The sequence below is a fragment of the Alicyclobacillus pomorum DSM 14955 genome (assembly GCF_000472905.1).
GTDB lineage: Bacteria > Bacillota > Bacilli > Alicyclobacillales > Alicyclobacillaceae > Alicyclobacillus_A > Alicyclobacillus_A pomorum.
In genome coordinates this window covers 1-22,457 of sequence record NZ_AXAR01000010.1, presented here as the reverse complement: position 1 = coordinate 22,457, position 22,457 = coordinate 1, and the positions used below count along the sequence as shown (strand labels likewise).

At 53.9% G+C, this 22,457-nt stretch carries 22 protein-coding genes; 20 read left to right on the top strand and 2 right to left on the bottom strand.

Annotated features, from left to right (window positions below; translation table 11 throughout):
- Positions 1 to 21: 21 nt before the first annotated feature.
- The 7 genes from YWK_RS0111195 (at position 22) to YWK_RS19540 (ending at position 6,456) form a co-directional block, all read left to right on the top strand.
- Positions 22 to 783, top strand: coding sequence for a WecB/TagA/CpsF family glycosyltransferase (locus tag YWK_RS0111195; RefSeq protein WP_026964865.1), 762 nt, complete (start codon positions 22 to 24; stop codon positions 781 to 783).
- Between the two features lie 95 nt (positions 784 to 878).
- Positions 879 to 1,106 (top strand): alpha/beta-type small acid-soluble spore protein, encoded by a 228-nt coding sequence (locus YWK_RS19550; protein ID WP_035466760.1) that lies wholly within the window; start codon positions 879 to 881, stop codon positions 1,104 to 1,106.
- A gap of 127 nt (positions 1,107 to 1,233) precedes the next feature.
- A complete protein-coding gene (gene metK, locus YWK_RS0111185; protein WP_156909129.1) occupies positions 1,234 to 2,430 on the top strand; it encodes a methionine adenosyltransferase in 1,197 nt (398 codons plus the stop codon).
- 305 nt (positions 2,431 to 2,735) lie between these two features.
- Complete coding sequence (locus YWK_RS0111180) at positions 2,736 to 3,383, top strand: response regulator (protein WP_026964863.1); 648 nt, start codon at positions 2,736 to 2,738, stop codon at positions 3,381 to 3,383.
- A 117-nt stretch (positions 3,384 to 3,500) separates the two neighbouring features.
- On the top strand, positions 3,501 to 3,935 hold the full coding sequence (locus YWK_RS0111175; RefSeq protein WP_026964862.1) for a hypothetical protein: 435 nt from the start codon (positions 3,501 to 3,503) through the stop codon (positions 3,933 to 3,935).
- A 419-nt stretch (positions 3,936 to 4,354) separates the two neighbouring features.
- The gene (locus YWK_RS21070) at positions 4,355 to 4,927 is read left to right on the top strand and encodes a DUF5317 domain-containing protein (protein WP_051375503.1); all 573 of its coding nucleotides are present in this window, start codon (positions 4,355 to 4,357) and stop codon (positions 4,925 to 4,927) included.
- A 344-nt stretch (positions 4,928 to 5,271) separates the two neighbouring features.
- On the top strand, positions 5,272 to 6,456 hold the full coding sequence (locus YWK_RS19540) for an HD domain-containing phosphohydrolase (protein ID WP_084453652.1): 1,185 nt from the start codon (positions 5,272 to 5,274) through the stop codon (positions 6,454 to 6,456).
- A 42-nt stretch (positions 6,457 to 6,498) separates the two neighbouring features.
- On the opposite strand, the gene YWK_RS21065 is transcribed toward YWK_RS19540, so the two are convergent.
- Positions 6,499 to 7,806 carry a helix-turn-helix domain-containing protein gene (locus YWK_RS21065; protein ID WP_026964861.1) on the bottom strand — a complete coding sequence of 436 codons (1,308 nt, stop codon included), beginning with the start codon at positions 7,804 to 7,806 and terminating at the stop codon, positions 6,499 to 6,501.
- A gap of 193 nt (positions 7,807 to 7,999) precedes the next feature.
- Between YWK_RS21065 and YWK_RS0111150 the strand changes: the two genes are divergently transcribed.
- Positions 8,000 to 8,857, top strand: a complete 858-nt coding sequence (locus tag YWK_RS0111150; protein ID WP_026964860.1) for a DegV family protein — start codon at positions 8,000 to 8,002, stop codon at positions 8,855 to 8,857.
- Positions 8,854 to 9,681 (top strand): ComF family protein, encoded by an 828-nt coding sequence (locus tag YWK_RS21060; protein WP_051375501.1) that lies wholly within the window; start codon positions 8,854 to 8,856, stop codon positions 9,679 to 9,681. Before YWK_RS0111150 ends, YWK_RS21060 begins: the two co-directional genes overlap by 4 nt.
- A 5-nt stretch (positions 9,682 to 9,686) precedes the next feature.
- Here the strand turns inward: YWK_RS21060 and YWK_RS0111140 are convergent, their stop codons facing one another.
- Positions 9,687 to 10,331 (bottom strand): SCO family protein, encoded by a 645-nt coding sequence (locus tag YWK_RS0111140; RefSeq protein WP_169727172.1) that lies wholly within the window; start codon positions 10,329 to 10,331, stop codon positions 9,687 to 9,689.
- 216 nt (positions 10,332 to 10,547) lie between these two features.
- On the opposite strand from YWK_RS0111140, the gene YWK_RS0111135 reads away from it, so the two are divergent.
- The 11 genes from YWK_RS0111135 (at position 10,548) to prfB (ending at position 21,838) form a co-directional block, all read left to right on the top strand.
- Positions 10,548 to 10,940: a TIGR03826 family flagellar region protein gene (locus YWK_RS0111135; RefSeq protein WP_026964858.1), complete on the top strand. Its 393-nt coding sequence runs from the start codon at positions 10,548 to 10,550 to the stop codon at positions 10,938 to 10,940.
- Between the two features lie 260 nt (positions 10,941 to 11,200).
- On the top strand, positions 11,201 to 11,608 hold the full coding sequence (gene fliS / locus YWK_RS0111125; RefSeq protein ID WP_026964856.1) for a flagellar export chaperone FliS: 408 nt from the start codon (positions 11,201 to 11,203) through the stop codon (positions 11,606 to 11,608).
- Positions 11,609 to 11,617: 9 nt separating this feature from the next.
- A complete protein-coding gene (locus YWK_RS22665) occupies positions 11,618 to 11,746 on the top strand; it encodes a hypothetical protein (protein ID WP_281172243.1) in 129 nt (42 codons plus the stop codon).
- 107 nt (positions 11,747 to 11,853) lie between these two features.
- A complete protein-coding gene (gene hpf, locus YWK_RS0111115; protein ID WP_026964855.1) occupies positions 11,854 to 12,426 on the top strand; it encodes a ribosome hibernation-promoting factor, HPF/YfiA family in 573 nt (190 codons plus the stop codon).
- A gap of 175 nt (positions 12,427 to 12,601) precedes the next feature.
- A complete protein-coding gene (locus YWK_RS0111110; protein ID WP_084453649.1) occupies positions 12,602 to 13,315 on the top strand; it encodes a response regulator transcription factor in 714 nt (237 codons plus the stop codon).
- Positions 13,312 to 14,499, top strand: coding sequence for a sensor histidine kinase (locus YWK_RS0111105; protein WP_026964853.1), 1,188 nt, complete (start codon positions 13,312 to 13,314; stop codon positions 14,497 to 14,499). The genes YWK_RS0111110 and YWK_RS0111105 overlap by 4 nt, the downstream gene beginning before the upstream one ends.
- A gap of 235 nt (positions 14,500 to 14,734) precedes the next feature.
- Positions 14,735 to 15,514 (top strand): ABC transporter ATP-binding protein, encoded by a 780-nt coding sequence (locus YWK_RS0111100; protein ID WP_026964852.1) that lies wholly within the window; start codon positions 14,735 to 14,737, stop codon positions 15,512 to 15,514.
- The gene (locus YWK_RS0111095; RefSeq protein ID WP_026964851.1) at positions 15,489 to 17,450 is read left to right on the top strand and encodes an ABC transporter permease; all 1,962 of its coding nucleotides are present in this window, start codon (positions 15,489 to 15,491) and stop codon (positions 17,448 to 17,450) included. Before YWK_RS0111100 ends, YWK_RS0111095 begins: the two co-directional genes overlap by 26 nt.
- 103 nt (positions 17,451 to 17,553) lie before the next feature.
- Positions 17,554 to 17,808 (top strand): hypothetical protein, encoded by a 255-nt coding sequence (locus YWK_RS0111090; protein WP_026964850.1) that lies wholly within the window; start codon positions 17,554 to 17,556, stop codon positions 17,806 to 17,808.
- Positions 17,809 to 18,113: 305 nt separating this feature from the next.
- Complete coding sequence (gene secA / locus YWK_RS0111085; protein ID WP_026964849.1) at positions 18,114 to 20,504, top strand: preprotein translocase subunit SecA; 2,391 nt, start codon at positions 18,114 to 18,116, stop codon at positions 20,502 to 20,504.
- Between the two features lie 220 nt (positions 20,505 to 20,724).
- Positions 20,725 to 21,838 (top strand): peptide chain release factor 2 gene (prfB, locus tag YWK_RS0111080; protein ID WP_245578604.1). Its coding sequence is split into 2 segments (ribosomal slippage): positions 20,725 to 20,748 and positions 20,750 to 21,838, totalling 1,113 coding nucleotides; the frame shifts between segments, so codons are not numbered across the junction.
- Positions 21,839 to 22,457 lie beyond the last annotated feature (619 nt).

Sequence of the window (22,457 nt, the reverse complement as noted above, 5' to 3'; positions counted from 1 at the left end):
CTCTTGTGAAGGAAGTGCAATATGACGCTAGGAGCTCAAGTTCAACAAGACGCGGTCGTTCACGTATTGGGCGTCCGCTTTCATACACTGACCCGCCAACAGGTGGTGGAACAACTACTTCATTGGATTGACGAAAAGACCCGGCGCATGGTCATCACGGCTGGTCCGGAGTTCGTCATGCAGACGCAGAAAGATGAGGAACTTCGCCACATCGCTCACGTGGCCGACCTGGTCACGCCAGACGGTATTGGCGTGGTGTGGGCCGCAAACCGGAAGAAAAAAGTCGTTCAAGAGCGAGTGACCGGCGTCGAGTTGGTGCAGGAGTTGCTAAATACCGCAGAGCAGCGCCACCAACCGCTGCGCGTCTTTCTACTCGGTGCTTCAGAATCGTCTTTAAAAGCTTGTTTGCGGCGGTTTCGCAAAGATTACCCTTTGTGTGAGTTTGCGGGACGTAATGGATATTTTAGAGAACGAGACCTACCGGAGATCATGGGGCAGATTGAATCGTTTGCCCCCCACGTCTGGTTAGTCGGGCTTGGTCAGCCCAAGCAGGAGAAGCTCATTTATCATTGGCTCGGCAGCTTACCGCCTTGTGTTGCCATCGGTGTCGGAGGCAGTATTGACGTCTGGGGAGGAACCGTCAAGCGCGCCCCTGCGGCGTTTCGAAAGTTGAATTTGGAGTGGTTGTATCGTTTGCTCAAGCAGCCGTCTCGCTGGCGCCGACAGCTCGCATTGCCGCGGTTTGTTTGGCATGTTTTGCGTAAAGCGGGCCACGATACCTAATTGGCCAACATGTGAACAGTCTGACCTCCAGGGCGAAGGACCACACTAGGTCTACCGGTAAAACGCCGGAAATCTTCACGTTGGAGGTGCTGTGGATGGCCAGGGGATCGAAAAGCAACGCGTTACTGTACTCAGGTGCACACAAGGCGCTGGACGACATGAAGTACGAAATTGCCGCGGAGTTCGGGCTTGCCGTTCAGAAGGGAAGCGGTGAAGATTACTGGGGACATATCACCACTCGCGAAGCCGGAGCTTGTGGCGGCGAAATCACCAAGCGGTTGGTCGCATTTGCGCAACAGGCGATGGCAAAACCGCAAGGCTAAAACAGAATGAACCATTATTTGTTGATAGGGCGGGCATGTACCCGCCCTAAGTTCATTGACGCACGGCGTGAAATATAATACCATATGCTAGGTTTGTTTACCGTATTACACGGGATTGAAGGAGGGGTTGCCCGTGGCGAAACGTTTGTTCACCTCGGAGTCCGTAACGGAAGGCCATCCGGATAAAATCTGTGATCAAATTTCCGATGCTGTATTGGATGAAATTCTCAGCCGAGATCCATACGCTCGCGTAGCATGTGAGACGTCGGTCACTACAGGATTGGTGCTCGTCGCTGGCGAGATTACCACATCTTGTTACGTGGATATACCAAAAATCGTTCGCAAGACCATTGCGGACATCGGGTACACCCGAGCAAAGTTTGGGTTTGACGCGGAAACGTGCGCCGTGATTACCTCAATTGACGAACAGTCTCCAGACATCGCGCAAGGCGTAGACCAAGCTTTGGAGGCGCGTCAAGGTCAGACGGACGCAGAAATCGAAGCCATCGGCGCTGGCGACCAGGGGTTGATGTTTGGCTTCGCTTGCGATGAGACGCCGGAACTGATGCCACTGCCGATTTCGCTCGCGCACAAGCTGTCTCGCCGATTGAGCGAAGTCCGCAAAGATGGGACTTTGCCGTATCTGCGTCCGGACGGAAAGACTCAGGTGACCATTGAATACGACGGGGACAAGCCTGTCCGCGTGGACACCATTGTCATGTCGACACAACACGATGAAAATACAGAGCTCAGCACCATCGCCGAAGATTTGCAAAAGCACGTCATTCAACCGGTGGTTCCGAGCGAGTTGTTGGACAAAGACACCAAGTATTTCATTAATCCCACAGGACGTTTCGTCATTGGCGGACCGCAAGGCGATGCTGGCTTGACCGGGCGGAAAATTATCGTCGACACATACGGCGGTTATGCTCGCCACGGTGGCGGGGCATTCTCCGGAAAAGATCCGACGAAAGTGGACAGAAGTGCCGCGTACGCAGCTCGCTACGTAGCAAAGAACATTGTTGCCGCTGGGTTGGCCCGGAAATGTGAAGTTCAAGTAGCCTACGCGATTGGCGTTGCGCGTCCGGTGTCCATCTCTGTGGATACCTACGGCACGGGCACCATACCTGAAGAGAAAATCGTGGAACTCATTCGCAAGCACTTCGACCTCCGTCCGGCGGCCATCATCCGCGACTTGGAGTTGCGCCAACCGATTTATCGGAGAACGGCAGCGTACGGGCACTTCGGGCGGACCGACTTGAACGTGCCATGGGAACGGACGGACAAGGCGGAAGCACTGCGTGCTGACGCGAAGAACATCTAAGTTTTTTCGAGAAAAAGCTTGGGCGACCCTCATATATGTCATGGTTGACCCGAATCTATTAGCATCACCCTTACCCCATTGCTGTGGCGTTGACGATTTTCGTCGACGCCGTTTTTTTATCCATTGAATGATTTTGAAATTATTAGTAGAGAGATTTACCGACGACGAGAGAGATGTTGTGTTCAGAATGTGCTGAACCTGTGATTCGTCGGAATTTTGAAAACTGACAAGGAGGAAATTTTGGATGCAGTCCAGAATTGAATTCGCAACTTGTTTCACACCGTAGAGGGAAGTGGTGAACAGACATGGGAACCATCCGTGTTGCCATCGCTGACGACAACGAAGCGTTTCGTGAAACGTTGCGAGACGTATTGCAATTTGAACAAGATATGCAGGTGGTAGGTCTCTGGCGGAACGGCGAAGAAGCCTTAAAGGGATTGGAGGAAGTCCACCCCGACGTCCTGTTGCTCGACATCAACATGCCCATTCTAAACGGCGTGGAAACCACCAAACAAATGAGCGAGCAGTATCCGCATGTCCGCATTGTCATCCTCACCATGCACGACGATGAAAGCTATGTCCTGGAGACGCTCAAATCCGGTGCTTCAGGATATCTGGTGAAGGACGGTTCGGTCTCCGAGGTGGTTCGTGCCGTGCGTGAAGTTGCCGCAGGTCGAGCGATTGTGCACCCTCAAGTCACCCAAACCGTGATTGCGCAGTTCAAGGAACGGTATGCGACTAACGACTCCTGGCGAGAAGTGCTCACGGAACGCGAGATGGAAATCCTTCGTCACTTAAAGTTTGGCAAGTCAAACGAAGAAATTGCAGAAACGTTGCACATCACACCAAAGACGGTCAAAAACCACATCTCTAGCATTCTTGCAAAACTGTCTGTCACCGATAGGACGCAAGCCGTGGTCATCGCCTTGCAGAAGAAGTGGCTGACAACCTAGCCATCCTATCCTAGGCTCGAACGCACGCTCGACATATCCGAAAAGAGCGCCTTTGTGGGTCCTGTTTCAGTTCCACTCCCAGTTGCTCGGCATATAATGCTGCAGGGGGTGAGGGCCATGGTGGAGGCTCTGATTTTCTGGGCACTTGCAGTATACGGGGCTCTCGCAGTGGTGCGGCAATGCGTCCGCAGTATTCAACGCCGCGCGCAGCGGAATCCCCATCCTCTCACAATCATCCTGATTGTTCAACACGCTGAACGGGACATTGAAGGCACGCTACGTACCTTGATGATCCGCACCGCACTTGGCACTCGCGAACGCCGCATCCTCGTTTTCGACGTCGCATCGCAAGATGATACCGGTCAGATTGTGCAGCGCATGACCGCCTGTCACGACTGCATCGACTACGTTCGCGTCGCAGACGACTCTGAGTTGCTCCATCAATTGAAAGCGCTTTGTCTGCAGTCCCCTCGCGTTGGTTGTATTTACGACCTCCGCGTCAACGGCATGGTGCGGGACGTCACTCGCGACGTCGCGTGGTTGTGCGAGTGAATTGATTTCAATCTGATTCTTTCCATCCCCTGTCGACACCGGTCGAGGGGATTTTTGCGTCATTTGCCATCGAAAGACACCGACCGTAGGGTGTTCCTGAAAATTTCCGGGACAAAATTCCTATCTTTTCGACAGACTCTAGCAATTATTTCAGAGACGGAATATTCTTTATATATTGACGCAAGCGACTCTTAGCACATCTCATACACTACAGCACTTCAGAGTGGGAGAACGAATCCATTTCTGAGGAGGAACCACCGATGCAAAAAGTCAAAGCAGGTCTTATTTTGGGCGCCATTGTACTGTTTTCAGTTGCGGCGCAGGCAGGATGGTCGCTGACACCGTGACTTCGAGTAAATAGGCCGGGAACATGTCCCCGGCCTATTTACGCACCACATACTGTCAAATGAGGTGGGAGCTTGGCGTTTCAAGCCTGCGTCGTACTTACTGGATTGATAATAGGTTGGCTCAGGAAGGGAAGTCTTTGGGCAATTCCTAACGTGCGCTTGCGGGCGCTCCGGATCTTACCAGTTGCATATGGACTGCAACATGTTTCCATCGCGTACTTAAATGGGCTGGCTTATGAACTCGTACTTGTGCTTAGTTACTGTGTCCTTCTGGTCTTCTGTCTGATCAATGTTCGCGTTCAAGGTTTGTTATGGGCAGGGGTGGGAACTGCCGCAAACTTTCTCGTGATGTTAGTAAATGGGCTGCGGATGCCAGCTTATGTGCCAGCGGTACAGCACATGGCGCCGAGCTATGTCCCACTCCTTCTGAGCGGGCATTATGGGAAGAGTGTGGCAATGTCATCAACTACTCACCTAAATTTTTTAGGAGACATTTTTAGCTTTGCGATACAACCCGTAAGTCTCATCAGCGTTGGAGATATTCTCTTTGCCATAGGTTTGGTTCTACTGATACAGCATGCCATGCGCGCAGAGAAGGGGGTGGACAAGATTGGTGGCAAGTCGGAGTCTTCCATCACTCCTTAACTGCATGTATGCGTTGGGCCTTCTCTTTGCACTCGCTGCATGGACTTGGTCACACTTTTCATCCCCGTCTATTCCAGATTGGGTTGTCATGTACACCCTGACTGGCCTGCTGCTGCTTGTTGAGCGGTTCCGGATCATGGTTACGCCAACTGACAACATTGGCCTAGAAACTGTTTATCTGACCGGTTTTTCACTCTGTTATCCAATTTACCTCGTCGTATGGGCTGGCATTATGTACGGCATTGTGTCCAGCTTACGTTACAAATCACGATGGTACACTCAGGTATTTAACGGAGTCTGCTTTACTACTTGTACTGTGCTCGCGGTTGAAGTAGTTCGTTTCGTTGCGAACCCAAGTGGAGAACTACCAGAAAAGAGTTTTGTTTTCATACTGCTTTACGGAACTTGCGATTAAGGACGAGCTGACGGGTCTACATAATCACCGGTATATTCAGTCTCTCATTGACGCACTCATTGAGCAGAAGCGCTCTTTCGCCGTACTGATGTTGGATGTGGACCACTTCAGAAGGTATAACGAGGTCTGGGGACATGTGCGTGGAGACGCAGCGCTAAAGTCCATTGCTGACATTCTTTCGCAAAACCGTATTGACGAAGAAGAAATAGCTAGATACAGCGGCGAAGAAATTCTCATTGTCTTGCCCGACTATGACATCGCACAGGCCAACGTAAAGGCGGAACGCCTTCGACTGGCCATTGAAAACACTCAGTTTCCCGGCGCAGAACGGATACCTGCCAAGAAGCTGACTGTGAGCATCGGTATTGCGCATTATCCCGACCAAGCGGAGTCGAAGAGCGAGCTATTGATGAAGGTCGACGACGCACTGTACAACGGTAAGTTCACAGGCCGCAACAAGGTGTCTGTGTATACGTCTGTGCTCGACGACATGCAGCGTGAACTCAGGATGGACGAAGTCGACCAGGAAATTGTGAAAACCATCAAGGTGTTCCTGGCGATTCTCAACTCGAAAGACAGGTATACATACGCGCACACCGAGCGCGATGTCGTGTATGCGGTGGCTTTGGCCAAGCGGATTGGGCTACAGGAAGAATCTATTCGCTATTTGCGGTTTGGGGCGTTCCTTCACGACATCGGCAAGGTCGAGGTGCCGATTGAAGTGTTGACCAAGCGTCGGCCTTTGACGCGAGAAGAGTGGAAAATCATGAAGAGCCACGTCGAACTCGGGGAGAATATGGCGAAATCGATACCCAGCCTCGCCCCGTGCCTTCCCATCATTCGCCACCACCACGAGCGATTTGATGGAACCGGTTATCCGGACGGTCTGAAGGGCGAGGAGATCCCGCTGGAAGCGCGGATTTTGACCATTGCTGACAGTTTCGACGCCATGACTACGAGTCGACCTTATCAGCGCAAGCGCACAATGGAAGAGGCGTTTGAAGAGCTCAGGGCTTGTGCTGGGCGTCAATTTGATCCAGACCTCGTCGAACCGTTCATCGAGGTCGTCCGGGAGACGGGACTCATCTCCCCAGACGAAGAAAGCCTCGCATGACGCAGGTGAGCAGTCGTATTCAAATGGAGGGACAACCGAGTCTTAGGTTCGGTTGTTTGCTTGCACCAACAACTTCTGCAATTCCTGAGTGAGTTCCAATCCTTTGCTCATTTGGCCAGACTCCATCTCGCACTGCACCCACTGAGCCACGACATAGGCTGCAAATTTATGTAATCCCTCCTGCATCAGCGCCTCTTTGGTGTCCTGGAAGATACGCATTCCCTCAGACACTTGGCCTAGCGCAAAATGAGCTCGTGCCGCTTTGACCTCCAAGCGGTGGCGTAGCCCGTTCTGCCAAGAAGAGAAACCAGGAATCTCCGATTCGCACGATGCCATGAAATCCTTGCACCGCCGGACTTGCTCCAGCGCGCCCACAGCGTCACCCTGCTCCAGGTGCCGCGCAATATGGTGAAGTTCTGCTTGCAAGTGGATGGCTGGATCCATGGTGGTTGTCGCCATCGCCGCTTGTTCCCACGGATCAGTCTCCTTGTCTGCCGTCGGCTGCATTGCCCATGCCACAAGTGCTTGCTCAATCCACTGCGTCGTGTGGATAACGGAAATCGCGCGCTCCAACGCCAACTTGGCTCGAGCGGAATCACCAGCCTCCAGGGCACGCACACCGTCTGACACCAAGGCGTTCGCGATGTCCCGAACGCGTCCAAAACCTTTCGTCAATTCTGCGGCACGTGTGGCCATCTTCAAGGCGTTGGACGTGTCTCTCATTTGCGTGTACAGTTGGTGTAAGCACGTGCAGACTTCGGACAGTTCAGCTTGCGCCTCGACAGACCCCCACTCGCCCTCTGCCCACAGTGTCTCTCCGATATGCAGTGCCTTTTTCCACTCGTGCATTGCACCGTCCGCATTGTCTATGGCAAACTCTACGTAGCCCGACTCCTTGCAGACAGAAAACAGAAGTTTCCTGTCTTGATGCCGGAGTGCCTGCTCTCGCAAGTCTTCCAGAAGCATGATGGCTTCGTAAGACCGGTTCAGCATTCGGCATGCCCGCGCCAGGTAGAGGTGGTATTCTTGGTAGTCCAGGCCAGGGGGGAGGGGGGGGTCGACCGAACGCAGCGTGCTTTCGGCCATCTCCGGCTGCTTTAGCAAAAGGTAGTACTCTGCCAGCCGCAGGTAGGTGGTGAGGGTAAACTGATCCTGAAGTTCGTTTAGGAAGTGTTCAACAGGCAAGCCCAACCGATTGGCAATGGCGGTCAGCAGAGGATAGGAGGGTTTTGCTTTGTCCGCTTCAATCTGGCTGATCATGCTTGGCGTCACCAGGTCTTCCGCTAAATCGCCTTGCGTAAGGCCGCGTTGGAGTCGGGCTTCGCGAATCTTTTCACCGATGCTAGGCATTATCATCACCGCTTCAACAACGATATTAAGCGCCAAAAATAGGTTTTCTATTCCGATATTAGCATAGTCTGAGCGACCAATGACGCACAATTTGCATTAGTGCAGATTTTTCGTACAGGTTCCATAGTATGTACTAGGCACGCTTCACGATGTTTGATGTAATGAGAGTGAAATACCGACAAAGAGGGATCCTATGAAGAAGATAGCTTTTGTGACAGACAGTACGGCATACTTGACGCCGGAGCAAAAGGAGAAGTACAACATTACAGTTGTACCGCTCTCCGTCATCTTTGAGGGCAAGGCCTATCGGGAAGGAGAAGACCTCGGCACTGCCGACTTCTATGACAGGATGGCCGCCTCGAAGACGCTTCCGACGACATCACAGCCGCCTGTAGGGGAGTTTGTTGCTGCATTTGAACGGCTGTTGAAAGACCACGACACAGTCATGTGTCTGTTGCTCTCCGGTCAGTTAAGTGGCACGGTCCGATCCGCCGAGACGGCCGCCTCCATGGTCGACGGCAACGTCATTGTGGTGGACTCTCGGATTGCCAGTTACGGCATTGCGGGGCCTCTACTGGATGGCGCGGAATTGGCTCGGCGCGGAGGAACGCCCGAGGAGATTGTGGCGCTCTGGCAGCGGGCGATTGAGAACACCACAGCCCGGTTTGTGCTCGATACGCTGGACAACCTGCACAAAGGTGGGCGCATTGGTGGTGCAGCCGCTGTTTTCGGCGCGTTGCTGCAGATCAAGCCGATTTTGACGATACGCGATGGCCGTGTCGAGCTATTTGAAAAGGTACGTACCCATAAACGCGCGATGGAACGCATCCTGAATGAATTCCATGAGGTTGCGAGCCAGGGTACGCCACTGCGCGTGGGCGTCGTCCACGCCCAGCGGGAAGCGGACGCGATAGCCCTTAAGAACCAGTTGGTCGAACAACACCCGAACATCTACGCAGAAGTCGCGGAACTGGGACCGGTGATTGGGGTACACACGGGACCTGGGTTGCTCGCCTTGATTTACTACCCGTCGGAGGTTGTGCCAGAGTGAGCCCACGCATGACACTGCAGACGCGCAGGTTCCTGTTGCGCCGCGTATGGAATCTCGTGTTGAACGCGATTTTCCTGGACGATAAGGAAGCTTGCCTGCTGTGTCAAAGACCCCTCTATCCGAGTGCCAGTCACTCCTATACCAATGGGAATTCTTCCAAGGCAGATACCATCCCAGGTATCTGCCTGTTTTGCATACAGGACGTTTCGCCGACTACGCAAATTCATCATATACGACGGATTCGCCTTGGCGCCTCTGCGGGCAGCGTGGGCTCTCAGAGAACCATGCCCATTGTTGCCGCGCGACGATACGAGGGAGCCATTCGCAATGCCATCCGCCAGTGGAAGTACGATGGTGCGATTGCGCTCACGCCGTGGTTCGCTACTTGGGCGGCTGAAGCGTACAACCAGTTCATGGCCGGTAACGAGAGAGGGAATGAAGCGTGGTTGAACGCACGTCCGACGGTGATGATTCCCGTTCCGACCTCTCCAGACCGTTTTCGTAAGAGAGGGTACCACCACGTGGGCATGCTGGCGGATGAAGTCGCTCGAATTCTGCACTTGCCTGTTGTGGAGGGACTTACGCGCCGCCCGAATCCACACGATGAATTCACGCAGTCGCAAACGGCAAAAAATGCGCGGGAGCGTCTCCAAGGACTCAGGGGCGCTTACCATGTGAAATCAGGTGTGAACGTTGCGGGGCAGTCCATTCTTCTCGTGGACGACATCGTCACCACCGGGGCCACGCTGTACATGTGTGCATGTGCTTTGCTCTCCGGTGGTGCCGAGCGGGTTGCAGCCCTCGTGCTCGCAGACGTGGAGTGAAGGTGCTAGATCAACTTGTTTGTAAAGAACGCGATGCCCTTGCTCATGCCAGGAATGGCCGACTTGTCGTCCGAGGCATTTGCCACGTACCGCTCCTTGCCGTCTTTGTCCAAGAAGTAGATGAAAGAACTATGCACGACGTCTCCATCCGGATTCGGCTTTACGTAAACGCTATACGCTTTCCAGACCGCTTGAAGAGAGGCCGTGTCTCCGGTGACAAAGTGCCAGTTGGGTAACTTGTCTAGGCCGTGTTCCTTCGAAAACGCCAGTGTGTCTGCGGGCTTTTCATGATACTGATTGACATTCACCGCAATGTACACGACGTCGTCCGACTTTGCGCCGAGGGAGTGATTCGCTTGAATCACTTCCTGAGAGACGATGGGGCACACGTCCGTGCAGACCGGGTCCATGAACTGCAGAACCACAGCTTTGCCTTTGAAATCAGACAGCGAGATTTGTTTGCCATGTTGATCTGTCAGGTGGAAGTCGGGCGCTTGTTTCTCGGACAAGTCGGCGAGTCTTAATGTTTGGCGAAGGGCTTGTTCCTGCTTGGCTTGCTCCGATGATGTGTGGTACCAGTACCAGCCGCCACCGAGAGCAACGGCCGCTGCGACCACTGTGATGGCGCTTACAGTTTTGGATAGAGCCACGAGAGACACCTCTTTCAACACGTCGTGAGTGCCTTCATTATGACACAATCACCTACGTTGTTTGCTCCAAAAGATATCTACAGATTCGACAATCCCTTGAAGGCATCCGACGCACAAGCAGCATCCTTCTCAGTGCCTCGTTGTCAATGTCGTCAATTTTTGCTAGTAGAGGTAGGCTTTCAATAGATATAATGGAGGGCAAAGGAGGGGATGGCGGTGCCAATCGCAAATTGCAAACGATGTGGCCGCATCTTCAGCCAAGTCCGGAGAAACATTTGTCCCGCCTGCATTGCCGAAGAGGATCAGGCGTGTGAGACGGTGCGAGCGTACCTCCGCAAGAATCGAGATGCCACCATGACACAGGTAACCGAGGACACTGGTGTTGCAACGGAGTTCATCATCGATTTGATTCGGGACGGTCGACTGATTTTGCGGAACAACCCGAATCTAAACTATCCCTGCGAGCGGTGTGGCAATCCCACGCAGGCGGGAAGGTATTGTGCGTCTTGTACGAAGGAATTGAGCGCTTCACTGGCTGCGGCCAGCGCCAAGTTGCGCATAAAAATGCAGCAGGAGAAAAAGAGACCGGGATCTGTCCCGAAAGAGTAGTTGTCACAACTGTGGCCGAGCAGGCGGAAGATCAGCTGACTCGGGATGCAGCGCTCGCCTTGCACAGCACATTAGCCAAAGTGGTAGAACAGAATACCACATTGACACAGTGTCTTGACCGACGTAAGTCGGAGCTACAGAAGCAAATGACCCAGGTAGAGCATGCGCTTCAAGTCACGAAGCGATATTATCCTGTTTCCCAAGACCATGGTCGTGGCGCTCATTTCGATACTCAGGGTTAACTTCAAGGAGGAGTCACCATGTCTGTCAATCCACAAGCGTACGCACGGTATAAGGCGATGTCGGTACAGACCGCGAGTCCGGATAGACTGCTCATCATGCTGTACGACGGCCTGTTACTGGCGATGAGGAGTGCAAAGGAACAGATTCTGGCGTCCAACTTGCCGGAAGCACACCGCCAATTGGTCAAAGCCCAGGACATTGTCCACGAATTGAGAAACACGCTCAAGATGGAGTACGAAATCTCGCACGCGTTGGCAGCATTGTACGAGTACTTCCTGCGTCGCTTGACCGAAGCCAACGTAAAAAAGGCGGTCCATCCGATTGATGAGATTTACCCTCGTGTGGAAGAACTCCGGGAAGCGTGGGTTCAGGCGTCTATGAAGTTGAGGACGGAAGCTGCCATGCCGGTGTCTTCGGCTGAATAAGGGGAACGTATGGATGATGGAAACCGAGTGTTAGACAAGAACACGGGCGAAGTGATTCAAAAGTTTCCACCGGAAGGACTGCGCAGGTTTACGGAATCCCGTCAGATGCCTGGATTGGCGTTGAACGTGCAGTCATAGGTGCTGTCTTAAAAATATCATCACATTCTTTATATCCCCTTAAATTATCTGACAACGACTCCTCCTGCTGATGTATAATACATACACAGAGGGAGGAGTTGATGTTTATGAACATTCAAGTACGCGGTGACCATTTAGAAGTGACTCCGGCGCTTCAGGAATATGCAGAGAAGAAAATCGGTCGCTTGGCAAAGTACTTTGATGCTCCACCTGAACGCGATGTCTCCGTCACCATGTCGGTGGAACGAGGGATTCATCGCGTAGAAGTGATGCTCCAGGTACATGGCGTGCTCTTTCGAGCGGAGGAAAAGTCCAACGACATGTACGCGTCGATTGACATGGTCGTCGACAAGTTGGAGCAACAGATTCATAAACATAAAACCAAACTCAATCAACGGTTCCGAGAGAAGGGACTGCGGACCAGGATTAAGACGTCCAGTGAAAACGGTAGGTATGCGGGGTATGCGGTAGCGACACAGCAAGATGAGGACGAAGACCTTCTGGAAGAGCTGGTTCGAGTAAAGCGCTTTCCCATCAAGCCGATGGATGTGCGGGAAGCCATGATGCAGATGGATTTACTCGGACACGATTTTTACGTATTCACGAATGCAGCGACAGATGAAGTGAACGTGGTGTACCGGCGCAAGAACGGTACGTACGGGTTGATTGAACCAAATTGATGCAACGAACCACAAGGGCTACGCATTAAAAATTAGAATAATTGGTAATTTCAAAACATAGACAAGCATGGGCACTGGCGACGTCGCCGGTGCCCTTACCTGTCTTTGCATCAGGAAACATCTGCGTTCATGATAAGATGTGGACAACTTGACATGGCGGGGGATTTGTATACACGTGCGTAACCACATTTTGTTGGTGGAAGACGACAACAGCGTGGCTTATTTGCTTCAACAGCATTTGGAGCGGTTTGGATTCCGTGTGTCTCGCGCACAAAACTTGCAACACGTAGACGACGAAGTGAAAACATTGGGGCCGGATTTGGTGTTGCTGGACATCAACCTTCCCTACTTCGATGGCTTTTACTGGTGCCGTCAGATTCGCATGTTTTCGAAGGTTCCCATCATCTTCGTGTCCGCACGCGACAGCGCCATGGATCAGGTGTTTGCATTGGAACACGGTGGAGACGAGTACATCACCAAACCGTTTGAAATAGACGTGGTCATTGCAAAAATCCGTGCGATGTTGCGCAGAGCGTACGGGGAGTACGCCGAATCACAGGGTACCCAGGTCTGTGACGTATTTGACATTCGAGGCACGCGGATTGATCTGCGCCGAGCCACCATGGAAAGCCGGGACGCAACGGAGTCGCTGACGAAGACCGAGTTGGCCTTGATGAGATTACTCCTGGAGGCGGAGGGTGGTGTGGTTAGTCGCGACACGTTGCTGGAAGCGTTGTGGGATGACACCGACTTCGTGGATGACAACACCCTCACCGTGAATGTGGCGCGGCTGCGCAAGAAGCTGGCGGTATTTGGGTTGCAAGGCGCGCTGGTGACGGTGCGCGGCCTCGGATATCGTTTCCAACCGTACGAAGGAGATGTCACATGAGTTTCTGGACCTTTCTTCGAGATCAATGGCGCGTGGCGCTATTCTACGTCATGGGAGACTTCTTGCTGACGACGGTTCTGGTTTTGGCCGCGGCGGAATCGGGTAAGCCCATTCCCGGAGACCTGGTTGCGTATGCCAGTGTTCTCGCTTTGTTTGCCCTAGGTGCGTACCTCGTTTTGGAGTATTGGATCCGCCGCCCGTTTTACCGGGATGTCCATGCGCGGTTGTCTCGGGAAATGTCCATCTCGGAAGGGGATGTCCCACTGGTCGCGGCCACTGAGGAACAGCGGCTGTTCGGGCAATTGCTCAGCGCATATCACGCGGTGTATATGAGAAATCTGGCTGCGCTGGAGGAACGCCAGCGCTTCTTTGAGACATTTGCAACTCGGTTTGCCCACCAAATGAAGACACCCGTGACGGCCATTCGCTTACTGGAACAGGAAATGCGGCAGGCCGCAGACAAAGGCGGACGGTCACGGCGTGCGGAGAGGGTGGAAGAGGGCGGATCATCTCATTACTCGGTGGAAGAAGCGCTGGCCGGATGGTCCGGCGATACCTTGCAGCGCGAGTGGATGGACCAATTGGCCGAAGAAGCGGCCCGGATGGAGGCTTCGATTGACGCCATGATGTACACCGCACGGCTGAACTCGTTTTCGTTCGACTCGCACTTGGAAGCGGTGGATGTGCCTGTGGTGTTGCGAGATATCGTGAATCAGCACAAGGCGGAATGGATACGGCGAAAGATCTATCCGAAGTTGGAATGCCCACGTGAGCACGTATGGGCCTTGACGGACAAAAAGTGGTTTGCGTTCATTGTGGAGCAAATCGTGCGCAATGCGCTTCAGTACGGACACAAGTTGGACGAGCAGGGTGACCACGTGGCCTGCACGTTTTGGTTGCGCGTTTTTGATTGCGGTAACGAGATTCAAATTGACTTCACGGACGAGGGCATTGGCATACCAGAGCGCGACGTGCGACATGTGTTTGAGCCGTTTTACACGGGAGCCAACGGTCGGATGCACTCGCGAGCGACGGGCATGGGACTGTACTTGGTTCGGGAAGTGGTGGACAAGCTCGGACATCGTGTGAGCGTGCGGTCGAAAGAAGGAGACGGGACAACGGTCACGGTGCGAATTGCGCGGTCAGACTACTATCACCCTGCTTCTATGATGTCCTTGTCCTAGTGTGGGAGCTCCACATCCAAAGGCGTGTACCGTAGGAGTCGGATGCCACCGACTCCTATCTTTATGTCGCCGCCGCGTTTGTTATCATCCACAATCTATGTGACAAAACTGTAAGATTCATCGTCTGCATTGTAAGTTTCGAACAAGGCGGGGCAGACCGAAGCCATGGCATACTCACATCAACGGGCGATGCACACGCGACAAATCCAGTGATGTGCGTAGGAGGTTGTCATTTGTGAGTGTACTGAAGGCAAAACACTTGACCAAAGTATATGGCGCCAGGCATGCAAATGCGGTCACAAAGGCGTTGAATGGCATTGACCTAGACGTTGAGAACGGCGAGTTTGTGAGCATCATGGGGCCGTCTGGCAGCGGGAAAACGACATTGCTCAATATCCTGGCCGGGATTGACAAGCCGACAAGCGGTGAGTTGTGGATACAGGGTCAGGACATTGCCAAGATGAAGGCGTCTCAGCTCGCGTTGTTTCGTCGGCGCCACTTGGGGTTCGTGTTCCAGGACTACAACTTGTTGGACAGCCTGACTGCAGCTGAGAATGTCGCGTTGCCGCTGGCGCTGGATGGCAAGCGCGGAGTGGCAGTGCGGAACAAGGTGCTGGATACACTGAAGTTCCTCGGTATGGAGGCCAACGCTGATAAGTATCCGTATGAGATGTCTGGTGGACAGCAACAGCGAGTGGCGGTAGCTCGGGCTGTGGTCCACAATCCGGCACTCATCCTTGCCGACGAACCGACGGGTAACTTGGATTCCGCGTCCGCGAAAGCGCTGCTCGAAATCTTTCAGCGGTTGAACCAGGAGCACGGATCCACCATCCTCATGGTCACGCATGACCCGTTCGCGGCCAGCTACAGCCGCCGCGTGGTCTTCATTAAGGACGGCCAGGTGTTTTCGCGATTGGACGCGCCCCGCACACGCGAGGTGTTCTTTCAGGAGATATTGCAGACACTGGCGGTATTGGAGGGGACCCGCAGTGACATGGCGCCAGCTCGCATGTAAGATTACGCTGCACAACACGCGGCGCTACCTGGGGTACCTTGCGTCGAGTGCGCTCGCCGTCCTGGTGTTCTTTATGTTCTCATGCTTTTCCCAGAACAACGCCGTGAAGCACGGGTATATGACGCAAAGCGCGGCGTACGTGTTCGGTGGCTGCGAGTACATCGTCATCTTCTTTGCAGTGCTGTTCATCTTGTTCTTCCACGCTGCGCTGATTCGGATGCGGAGCAAGGAGTTTGGCTTGTTTCGCGTTCTCGGCATGGGGCCAACTCAAGTGTGGCGCATGGTGTTTACGGAAAGTGTGTTCCTCGGTGTGCTGGCGATGGTCGTTGGCATGGCGGCCGGTACGTTGTTTTTAAAGCTGTTCCTGATGGCGATGGGGCGGATTTTGGAACTCCCAACCACCATTCCATTCGAAGTTCCAACCGGTGCTGTGGTCTCTACCGTTTTCATCTTCGGCGTTTTATTTGTCGTCGAGGGTTGGCTCACAGCATCGCGAGCGGCCATGCGGACGCCGAAGTCCCTGTTGCTGGCCGATAGGACGAGACAAAAACCACCGCGTACCTCTTGGCTTGGTGTTGTAGCCGGCCTAGTGGCGCTCGGGCTGGGCTACTACCTGGCCGTGGGCCACAGTCTGCAGTCCACCACCATGTACTTTTTCCCGATTTTGATTTTGGTGTCCATAGGCACGTACCTGTTGTTCAGTCAGATTTCCGTCCTGGTCTTAAACCTCTTGCGAAAGCGCCCGTTGAACGGAATTCAGTTGTTGGTGACGGGACGCTTTGCGCACCGGATGAAGGACAACGCCCGTGTGTTAACGGTGGTCACGCTGTTGTCGGCGGTTGTGCTCACCAGCATGGCATCCATGTTTAGGTTTCAATCTATTCTCCATCAAAATTCAACCCATATCGATCCGTTCACCGTCATGACGGTCAACCGCCAATCGCAACCAGGGCCGCTGACGCCGGAACAAGTCCAGGCCAAACTCCGCGCCGCGGGCACACCTGCGTCACAGATGGTCAGTGCGTCTGTGAGTGTGGCCACTATCAGGGGACAGTCTCAGCAGCGTGGCCTGAAGGTCGTCCTGGTATCTGAATCTACGTTTGAGCACGTTCGCCAGGCGCTGGTGAACGCGGAGCCGGCATTGCGACCGTATCTCAAAGCACTGGCAGCACCGCAACCGGGGCACGCCAACTTGTATGTACCTTATCCTCTGGTCATGCCGAGAATATTCACCGATCCGCACATCCGTGTGATGGGTGTTCTACATTCGAATCTGGTCCTCAACGGACAATCCGACACCCGCATTTTTAACGAACAAGGGGATGGCGGATTGCCAGAGTTCGTACTTGTGGTCTCTGATGCCGACTATGTGAGCATCACATCCAGTTTGCCGGACAGCGCGAAGTACACCCTGCACGGGTTCAGTGTGCCGAAGTGGAAACAGTCTCAGGCTGTGGTACAGGTACTCAAGTCAGAGTTACCGAAATCGGGGTCAATGTACCTGACCGACCGCATCACGGCGGACAGTCAGACCAGACAGATCTTTTCCGTGATGCTGTTTGCTGGGTTCTTCATCAGCGCGTTGTTCCTGTTGGCGTGTGCGAGTGCCATTTACTTTCGAATCCAAGCGCAGTACGAAAGCGACCGCAGCCAGTACTTCAGTCTCCGGCGCATGGGCATGCAGCGCCAGGAAATGGGGCGCGTTTTGACCGCGGAGCTTTTTCTCTTGTTCTTTGTGCCAGTGGGGGTGGCGTTGGTGCACAGTGCCTTCGCGATGGTAGACTTCTCGCATCTCATCACGCTGCATAGGTTGGACGGATCCACTTGGCCCATATTCTTGGGCGTGGTCGGGATCTATGCCCTGTTTACAGCTGTATATTTTATGGTCGCGAGAGCGAGGTATCTCGCACAAGTGGCAGATTCCAGGAGTCGCTGATCCGAAGCCGTGCACTCCATATGTCCCACCCGCATACGATGTACCACGGTTCTGGGCAGCTGCCTAGAAACGAGTGGCGCATCATGGGAAGGGGATGGCGTGCGTGATTGTGCTGGCGTGGATTGGCCAAATCCTGTTGTTTTTCATTGGCTGGAAAGCGTTCCATTGGGGGACGTCCAGTGTGCGGTCGATGGCGACGCTGGGCTTGCTGGGAGAAATCGTTGCGAACGTCGTGTTAGGCATCCTTTTACTGATTGCGCTCAGCAATATTCACTCCGCGTGGTGGTTGATGCTGATTGTCGGGGCCATCATTGGTATCATCACAGGCAAGATAGCCGCTCAGTCCTCTGCGGGATAAACCAAAAGTAAGGCTTTTCATTCCAATGGCAGTTGTGGTCCACCGCTTCTTCATTGTACAATCTTACGATGGGAGACGTATTGGCGGCAGCCCACAGAGGACTGTACGTGAAGTGCCCATACGTAACGGTTGTCCGGCACGGGAAGTGACCCATCAACAAGCGTGGCGGTGAGGATGCGCGAAAATTTCAATCTGCATGTACTTTGACGGTACATCAGATGGGATTTTCGCGCTCGCTGCGCAAATGCAGGCAAGTAATGCTTCGCCGACGGACAAGCTAGTGATGAGAGGGGTGTGACCTCCAGGTGGGACTCCTGAAACAGGTGTTTGACAGGAACGAGCGTGAAGTGGCCCGGTTGCGCCGCATGGTAGCTCGGATCAACGCGCTTGAACCTGATATGGAGAAACTGTCAGACGAACAATTGGCTGGCAAGACCGTTGAGTTTCGGGAACGGCTTGCCAATGGAGAAAAACTGGACAACTTGTTGTTTGAGGCGTTTGCTGTCGTGCGCGAAGCTTCGAAGCGCGTCACAGGCCAACGCCATTTTGACGTTCAGCTGATGGGCGGCATCGTCCTTCACCAGGGCCGTGTCGCTGAGATGAAGACGGGTGAAGGGAAGACGTTGGTCGCGACGCTTCCATCGTATTTGAACGGATTGACCGGCGAAGGCGTTCACGTCATTACGGTCAACGACTACCTGGCTCGGCGCGACGCGGAGCTCATGGGTCGGATTCACCGGTTTCTCGGCTTGACGGTGGGGTTGAACGTCCACGACATGTCGCACGCAGAAAAGCGCGAAGCGTACAACGCGGACATTACCTACGGAACCAACAACGAGTTCGGGTTTGACTATTTGCGGGACAATATGGTGATGTCGCTGGACGAAATGGTGCAGCGCAAGCTCCACTACGCCATCGTCGACGAAGTGGACAGCATCCTCATTGACGAGGCGAGAACGCCGCTCATCATTTCCGGTCCTGCGGAAAAGTCTGCGGATTTGTACTTCCGCGCTGACCTGTTCGTCCGCAGCCTGAAACCGGAAGACTACAACGTCGACGAGAAGATGCGTACCGTCAACCTGACGGAAGACAGCGGTGTAGTCAAGGCGGAGAAGTTCTTTGGCGTGTCGAATTTGTTTGATCCGGCCCACGTCACGTTGATGCACCACATCACGCAGGCCTTGAAGGCGCACTTCTTGATGAAGCGCGACAAGGACTACGTGGTGGCTGGCGACGAAATCATCATCGTCGACGAGTTTACCGGCCGCCTCATGCAAGGCCGCCGCTACAGCGAAGGGCTGCATCAGGCGATTGAGGCCAAAGAAGGCGTCAAGGTTCAGAACGAAAGCAAGACGTTGGCGACCATCACGCTGCAGAACTACTTCCGCATGTACGAAAAACTTGCCGGTATGACCGGTACGGCGAAGACAGAGGAAAAAGAGTTCACAGAAATCTACGGCATGGACGTGGTGGTGATTCCGACCAACCGTCCGATGATCCGCAAGGACTTGACAGACGTCATTTACAAGACGGAACGCGCCAAGTTCAATGCGGTGGTCGAGGAAGTCGTCAAGCGTCACCAGAAAGGACAGCCGGTTCTGGTCGGTACGACGTCCATTGAAAAGTCGGAGATTATATCCAACCTGTTGAAGCGTCGCGGCGTCATGCACCAAGTTCTCAACGCGAAGAACCACGAACGAGAAGCTGAGATTGTGGCGCGGGCCGGCCAGCGGAACGCGGTGACCATCGCCACCAACATGGCAGGCCGCGGCACGGACATCATCCTCGGCGAAGGCGTTGCGGAACTGGGCGGATTGCACATCATCGGCACGGAGCGGCACGAAAGCCGACGGATTGACAACCAGTTGCGCGGGCGTGCAGGGCGTCAGGGCGATCCTGGATCGTCCCAGTTCTTCCTATCTCTCGAGGACGACTTGCTACGGTTGTTCGGCTCTGACAACATCGCGCGCTTGATGGACAGACTCGGTCTCGAGGAAGACCAGCCGATTGACAATAAGATGTTGACCAGCGCGATGGAGCGCGCGCAGCGGAAAGTCGAAGGCAACAACTACGACATCCGGAAACACGTGCTCCGCTATGACGACGTCATGAACAAGCAGCGCGAAGTGATTTACCGTCAGCGCAGGCAAATCCTTGAGCAGGAGAACCTCCGCGAGATTGTGGAAGGTATGGGCAAGGATCTAATTGAGCACATTCTGGACGTGTACTGCTCCGAGGAGCAGGTACCGGAGGACTGGAACTTGGCCGAACTCATCGCGTATGCAGAGCGTCACTTCCTGCAACCGGGGCAAGTGACGGAAGAGGAACTCCGGAAACTGTCGCGCGAAGAGTTGTACGAGAAGCTCGAACAACTCATGATTGCCAATTACAATCAGCGCGAACAGGAACTGGGTCCGTTCCTGCGAGAACTGGAACGGGTGGTCGTGCTGCGTACGGTAGACCAGAAGTGGATGGACCACATTGACGCCATGGACCAGTTCCGCCAGGGTGTACACCTGCGCTCCTACGGCCAGGCGGATCCGCTTGTGATCTACCAAAAGGAAGGCTTCGAGATGTTCGAGGCGATGATTCACAGCATCGAAGAGGAAGTCATCCTGTACGTGTTTAAGGCGAGCGTGCAGACCACACCGCCGCCCATCCCCATCCACGAGGGCGTCCCGGTCCAGGGTGGTTAAGTCCCGTAAGGACGTCGTAAACTTGTTGTGACATGGCGTCACCGTATGGTGTGGGCAATGTAGATGGCGATTTGTTCACGCCATTGCGGAGACCGCCAGCATACAATAGATTCAGACTTTGGGGTGTGGAGTCTTCTGTGGCCTTTCCACACCTCGTTGATGAAGAGGTGATTGAACAGTGGCAGAAACGTTTGGAGAACTGCGCACAGAGGTTCAAACTATGGCTAAGCGATTAGCGGAAATCGGGAGGTCTCTTTGACGTAGCGGCGAAGGAAACCCGCATTGCTACGTTGGAAGAGAAAATGGCGCAACCGTCGTTCTGGGAAGACCAGAGCGCTGCGCAAAAGGTGATTTCGGAGCTCAACGGCTTGAAGTCCGTCGTTGAGAAAATGAACGTGTTGAAGGCAGCCCAGGAAGACCTGGAAGTGACGCTGGAACTGGCGGCGGAGGAGAACGACATGGATTTGTTTGCCGAAGCCAACGAAGCCGCCGCGAAGCAAAACGAGGCCATTGGCAAGTTCGAGTTGGAACTGATGCTGTCTGGGCCGCATGATAAGAACAACGCCATTGTCGAACTGCACCCAGGCGCGGGTGGCACAGAGTCGCAGGACTGGGCAGCCATCCTGCTTCGCATGTACACGCGATGGGCGGAAGACAAAGGCTTCAAAGTGGAGACGCTGGACTATCTCCCCGGTGATGAAGCCGGTGTGAAAAGCGTAACGCTTCTCATCAAAGGGCACAACGCGTACGGGTACCTCAAAGCCGAGAAGGGCGTTCACCGCTTGGTGCGCATCTCGCCGTTTGACGCATCCGGACGCCGCCATACGTCTTTTGCTTCACTCGATGTCATTCCGGAACTGGACGACGACATTGAAGTGGAGATTCGCCCGGAAGACCTTCGGATTGACGTGTTCCGTTCCTCCGGGGCAGGTGGTCAGCACGTCAATACGACCGATTCGGCAGTTCGTATTACACACTTGCCGACGGGCATTGTGGTATCGTGTCAGAGCGAACGGTCGCAGATTCAGAACCGCGCCGTCGCTATGAACATGCTGAAGGCGCGTCTCTACGAGAAAAAGCGCCAAGAGCAAGAAGCTGAACTGGCTGGCATTCGCGGTGAGCAAAAGGACATCGCGTGGGGCAGCCAGATTCGGTCGTACGTGTTTCATCCGTATTCGCTCGTGAAAGATCATCGAACCGGGTACGAAGTCGGGAACGCCCAGTCTGTTGTGGACGGCAACCTGGACGGCTTCATCGATGCGTACCTGCGCTGGCAGCTCGCGATTCAGCAGGGCAAGGCGACAGCCACGGTCAACAATGATCTCGACGTGTAACACCGGTTCATACGTGAGTGGAAATGGGCAGCGTATAGCGCTGCCCATTTCGATTTCACGGATGGTTCGATGCCATACGCCTGATGGCGCGGAAATTGGGATGTGGAGGGTGTCAGAGCACGCCACGCGTCATGTATCGGCTGAATGGAGCATTTGCTCGTGACTTCGCAGAAACTTTTTCAGAAGCATGGAATCATGTACAAAGCCCACGCATAGACTATGCGTGGTTAGGATCAAATTTCCTGTTGATTCTATCTGGCGAACCGTGCTATATTATTCGACGTCGCCGCTGTGGCGGCGATGAAAAATGAAGCAACAAACCGCGTCACATCAGCGTTTCTGAAGTCGGCAGCGACCATGCCGGAAACAATTTCCGGTGGATCTCCAAGAGAGATTCGTGATATATTGGTCGACGTCGCTTCGAGAACCAGTGAAGCGGTCGGACAGCAAAACCAAACATTTCCGCTTTACTTGAATGAGTGGAATGTGGTAACATAGTTGAGCTGTCTCGGGGCNGAGACTCCGGTCAAAGCTCCAACACAGAGTGGTTCCTTGAAAACTAAACACGCGCAGAGAGTGATTCAAAACACGCAAGTGTTTCGTCGGCAATCCAGATGCG

Excerpts from the sequence above, each read along its gene's own strand:
- YWK_RS0111195 (WP_026964865.1), top strand. The coding sequence starts at position 22 with ATGACGCTAGGAGCTCAAGTTCAACAAGACGCGGTCGTTCACGTATTG.
- YWK_RS19550 (WP_035466760.1), top strand. The coding sequence starts at position 879 with ATGGCCAGGGGATCGAAAAGCAACGCGTTACTGTACTCAGGTGCACAC.
- YWK_RS0111180 (WP_026964863.1), top strand. The coding sequence starts at position 2,736 with ATGGGAACCATCCGTGTTGCCATCGCTGACGACAACGAAGCGTTTCGT.
- YWK_RS0111175 (WP_026964862.1), top strand. The coding sequence starts at position 3,501 with ATGGTGGAGGCTCTGATTTTCTGGGCACTTGCAGTATACGGGGCTCTC.
- YWK_RS21065 (WP_026964861.1), bottom strand. The coding sequence starts at position 7,806 with ATGCCTAGCATCGGTGAAAAGATTCGCGAAGCCCGACTCCAACGCGGC.
- YWK_RS0111150 (WP_026964860.1), top strand. The coding sequence starts at position 8,000 with ATGAAGAAGATAGCTTTTGTGACAGACAGTACGGCATACTTGACGCCG.
- fliS (WP_026964856.1), top strand. The coding sequence starts at position 11,201 with ATGTCTGTCAATCCACAAGCGTACGCACGGTATAAGGCGATGTCGGTA.
- YWK_RS22665 (WP_281172243.1), top strand. The coding sequence starts at position 11,618 with ATGGATGATGGAAACCGAGTGTTAGACAAGAACACGGGCGAAGTGATT.
- hpf (WP_026964855.1), top strand. The coding sequence starts at position 11,854 with ATGAACATTCAAGTACGCGGTGACCATTTAGAAGTGACTCCGGCGCTT.
- YWK_RS0111105 (WP_026964853.1), top strand. The coding sequence starts at position 13,312 with ATGAGTTTCTGGACCTTTCTTCGAGATCAATGGCGCGTGGCGCTATTC.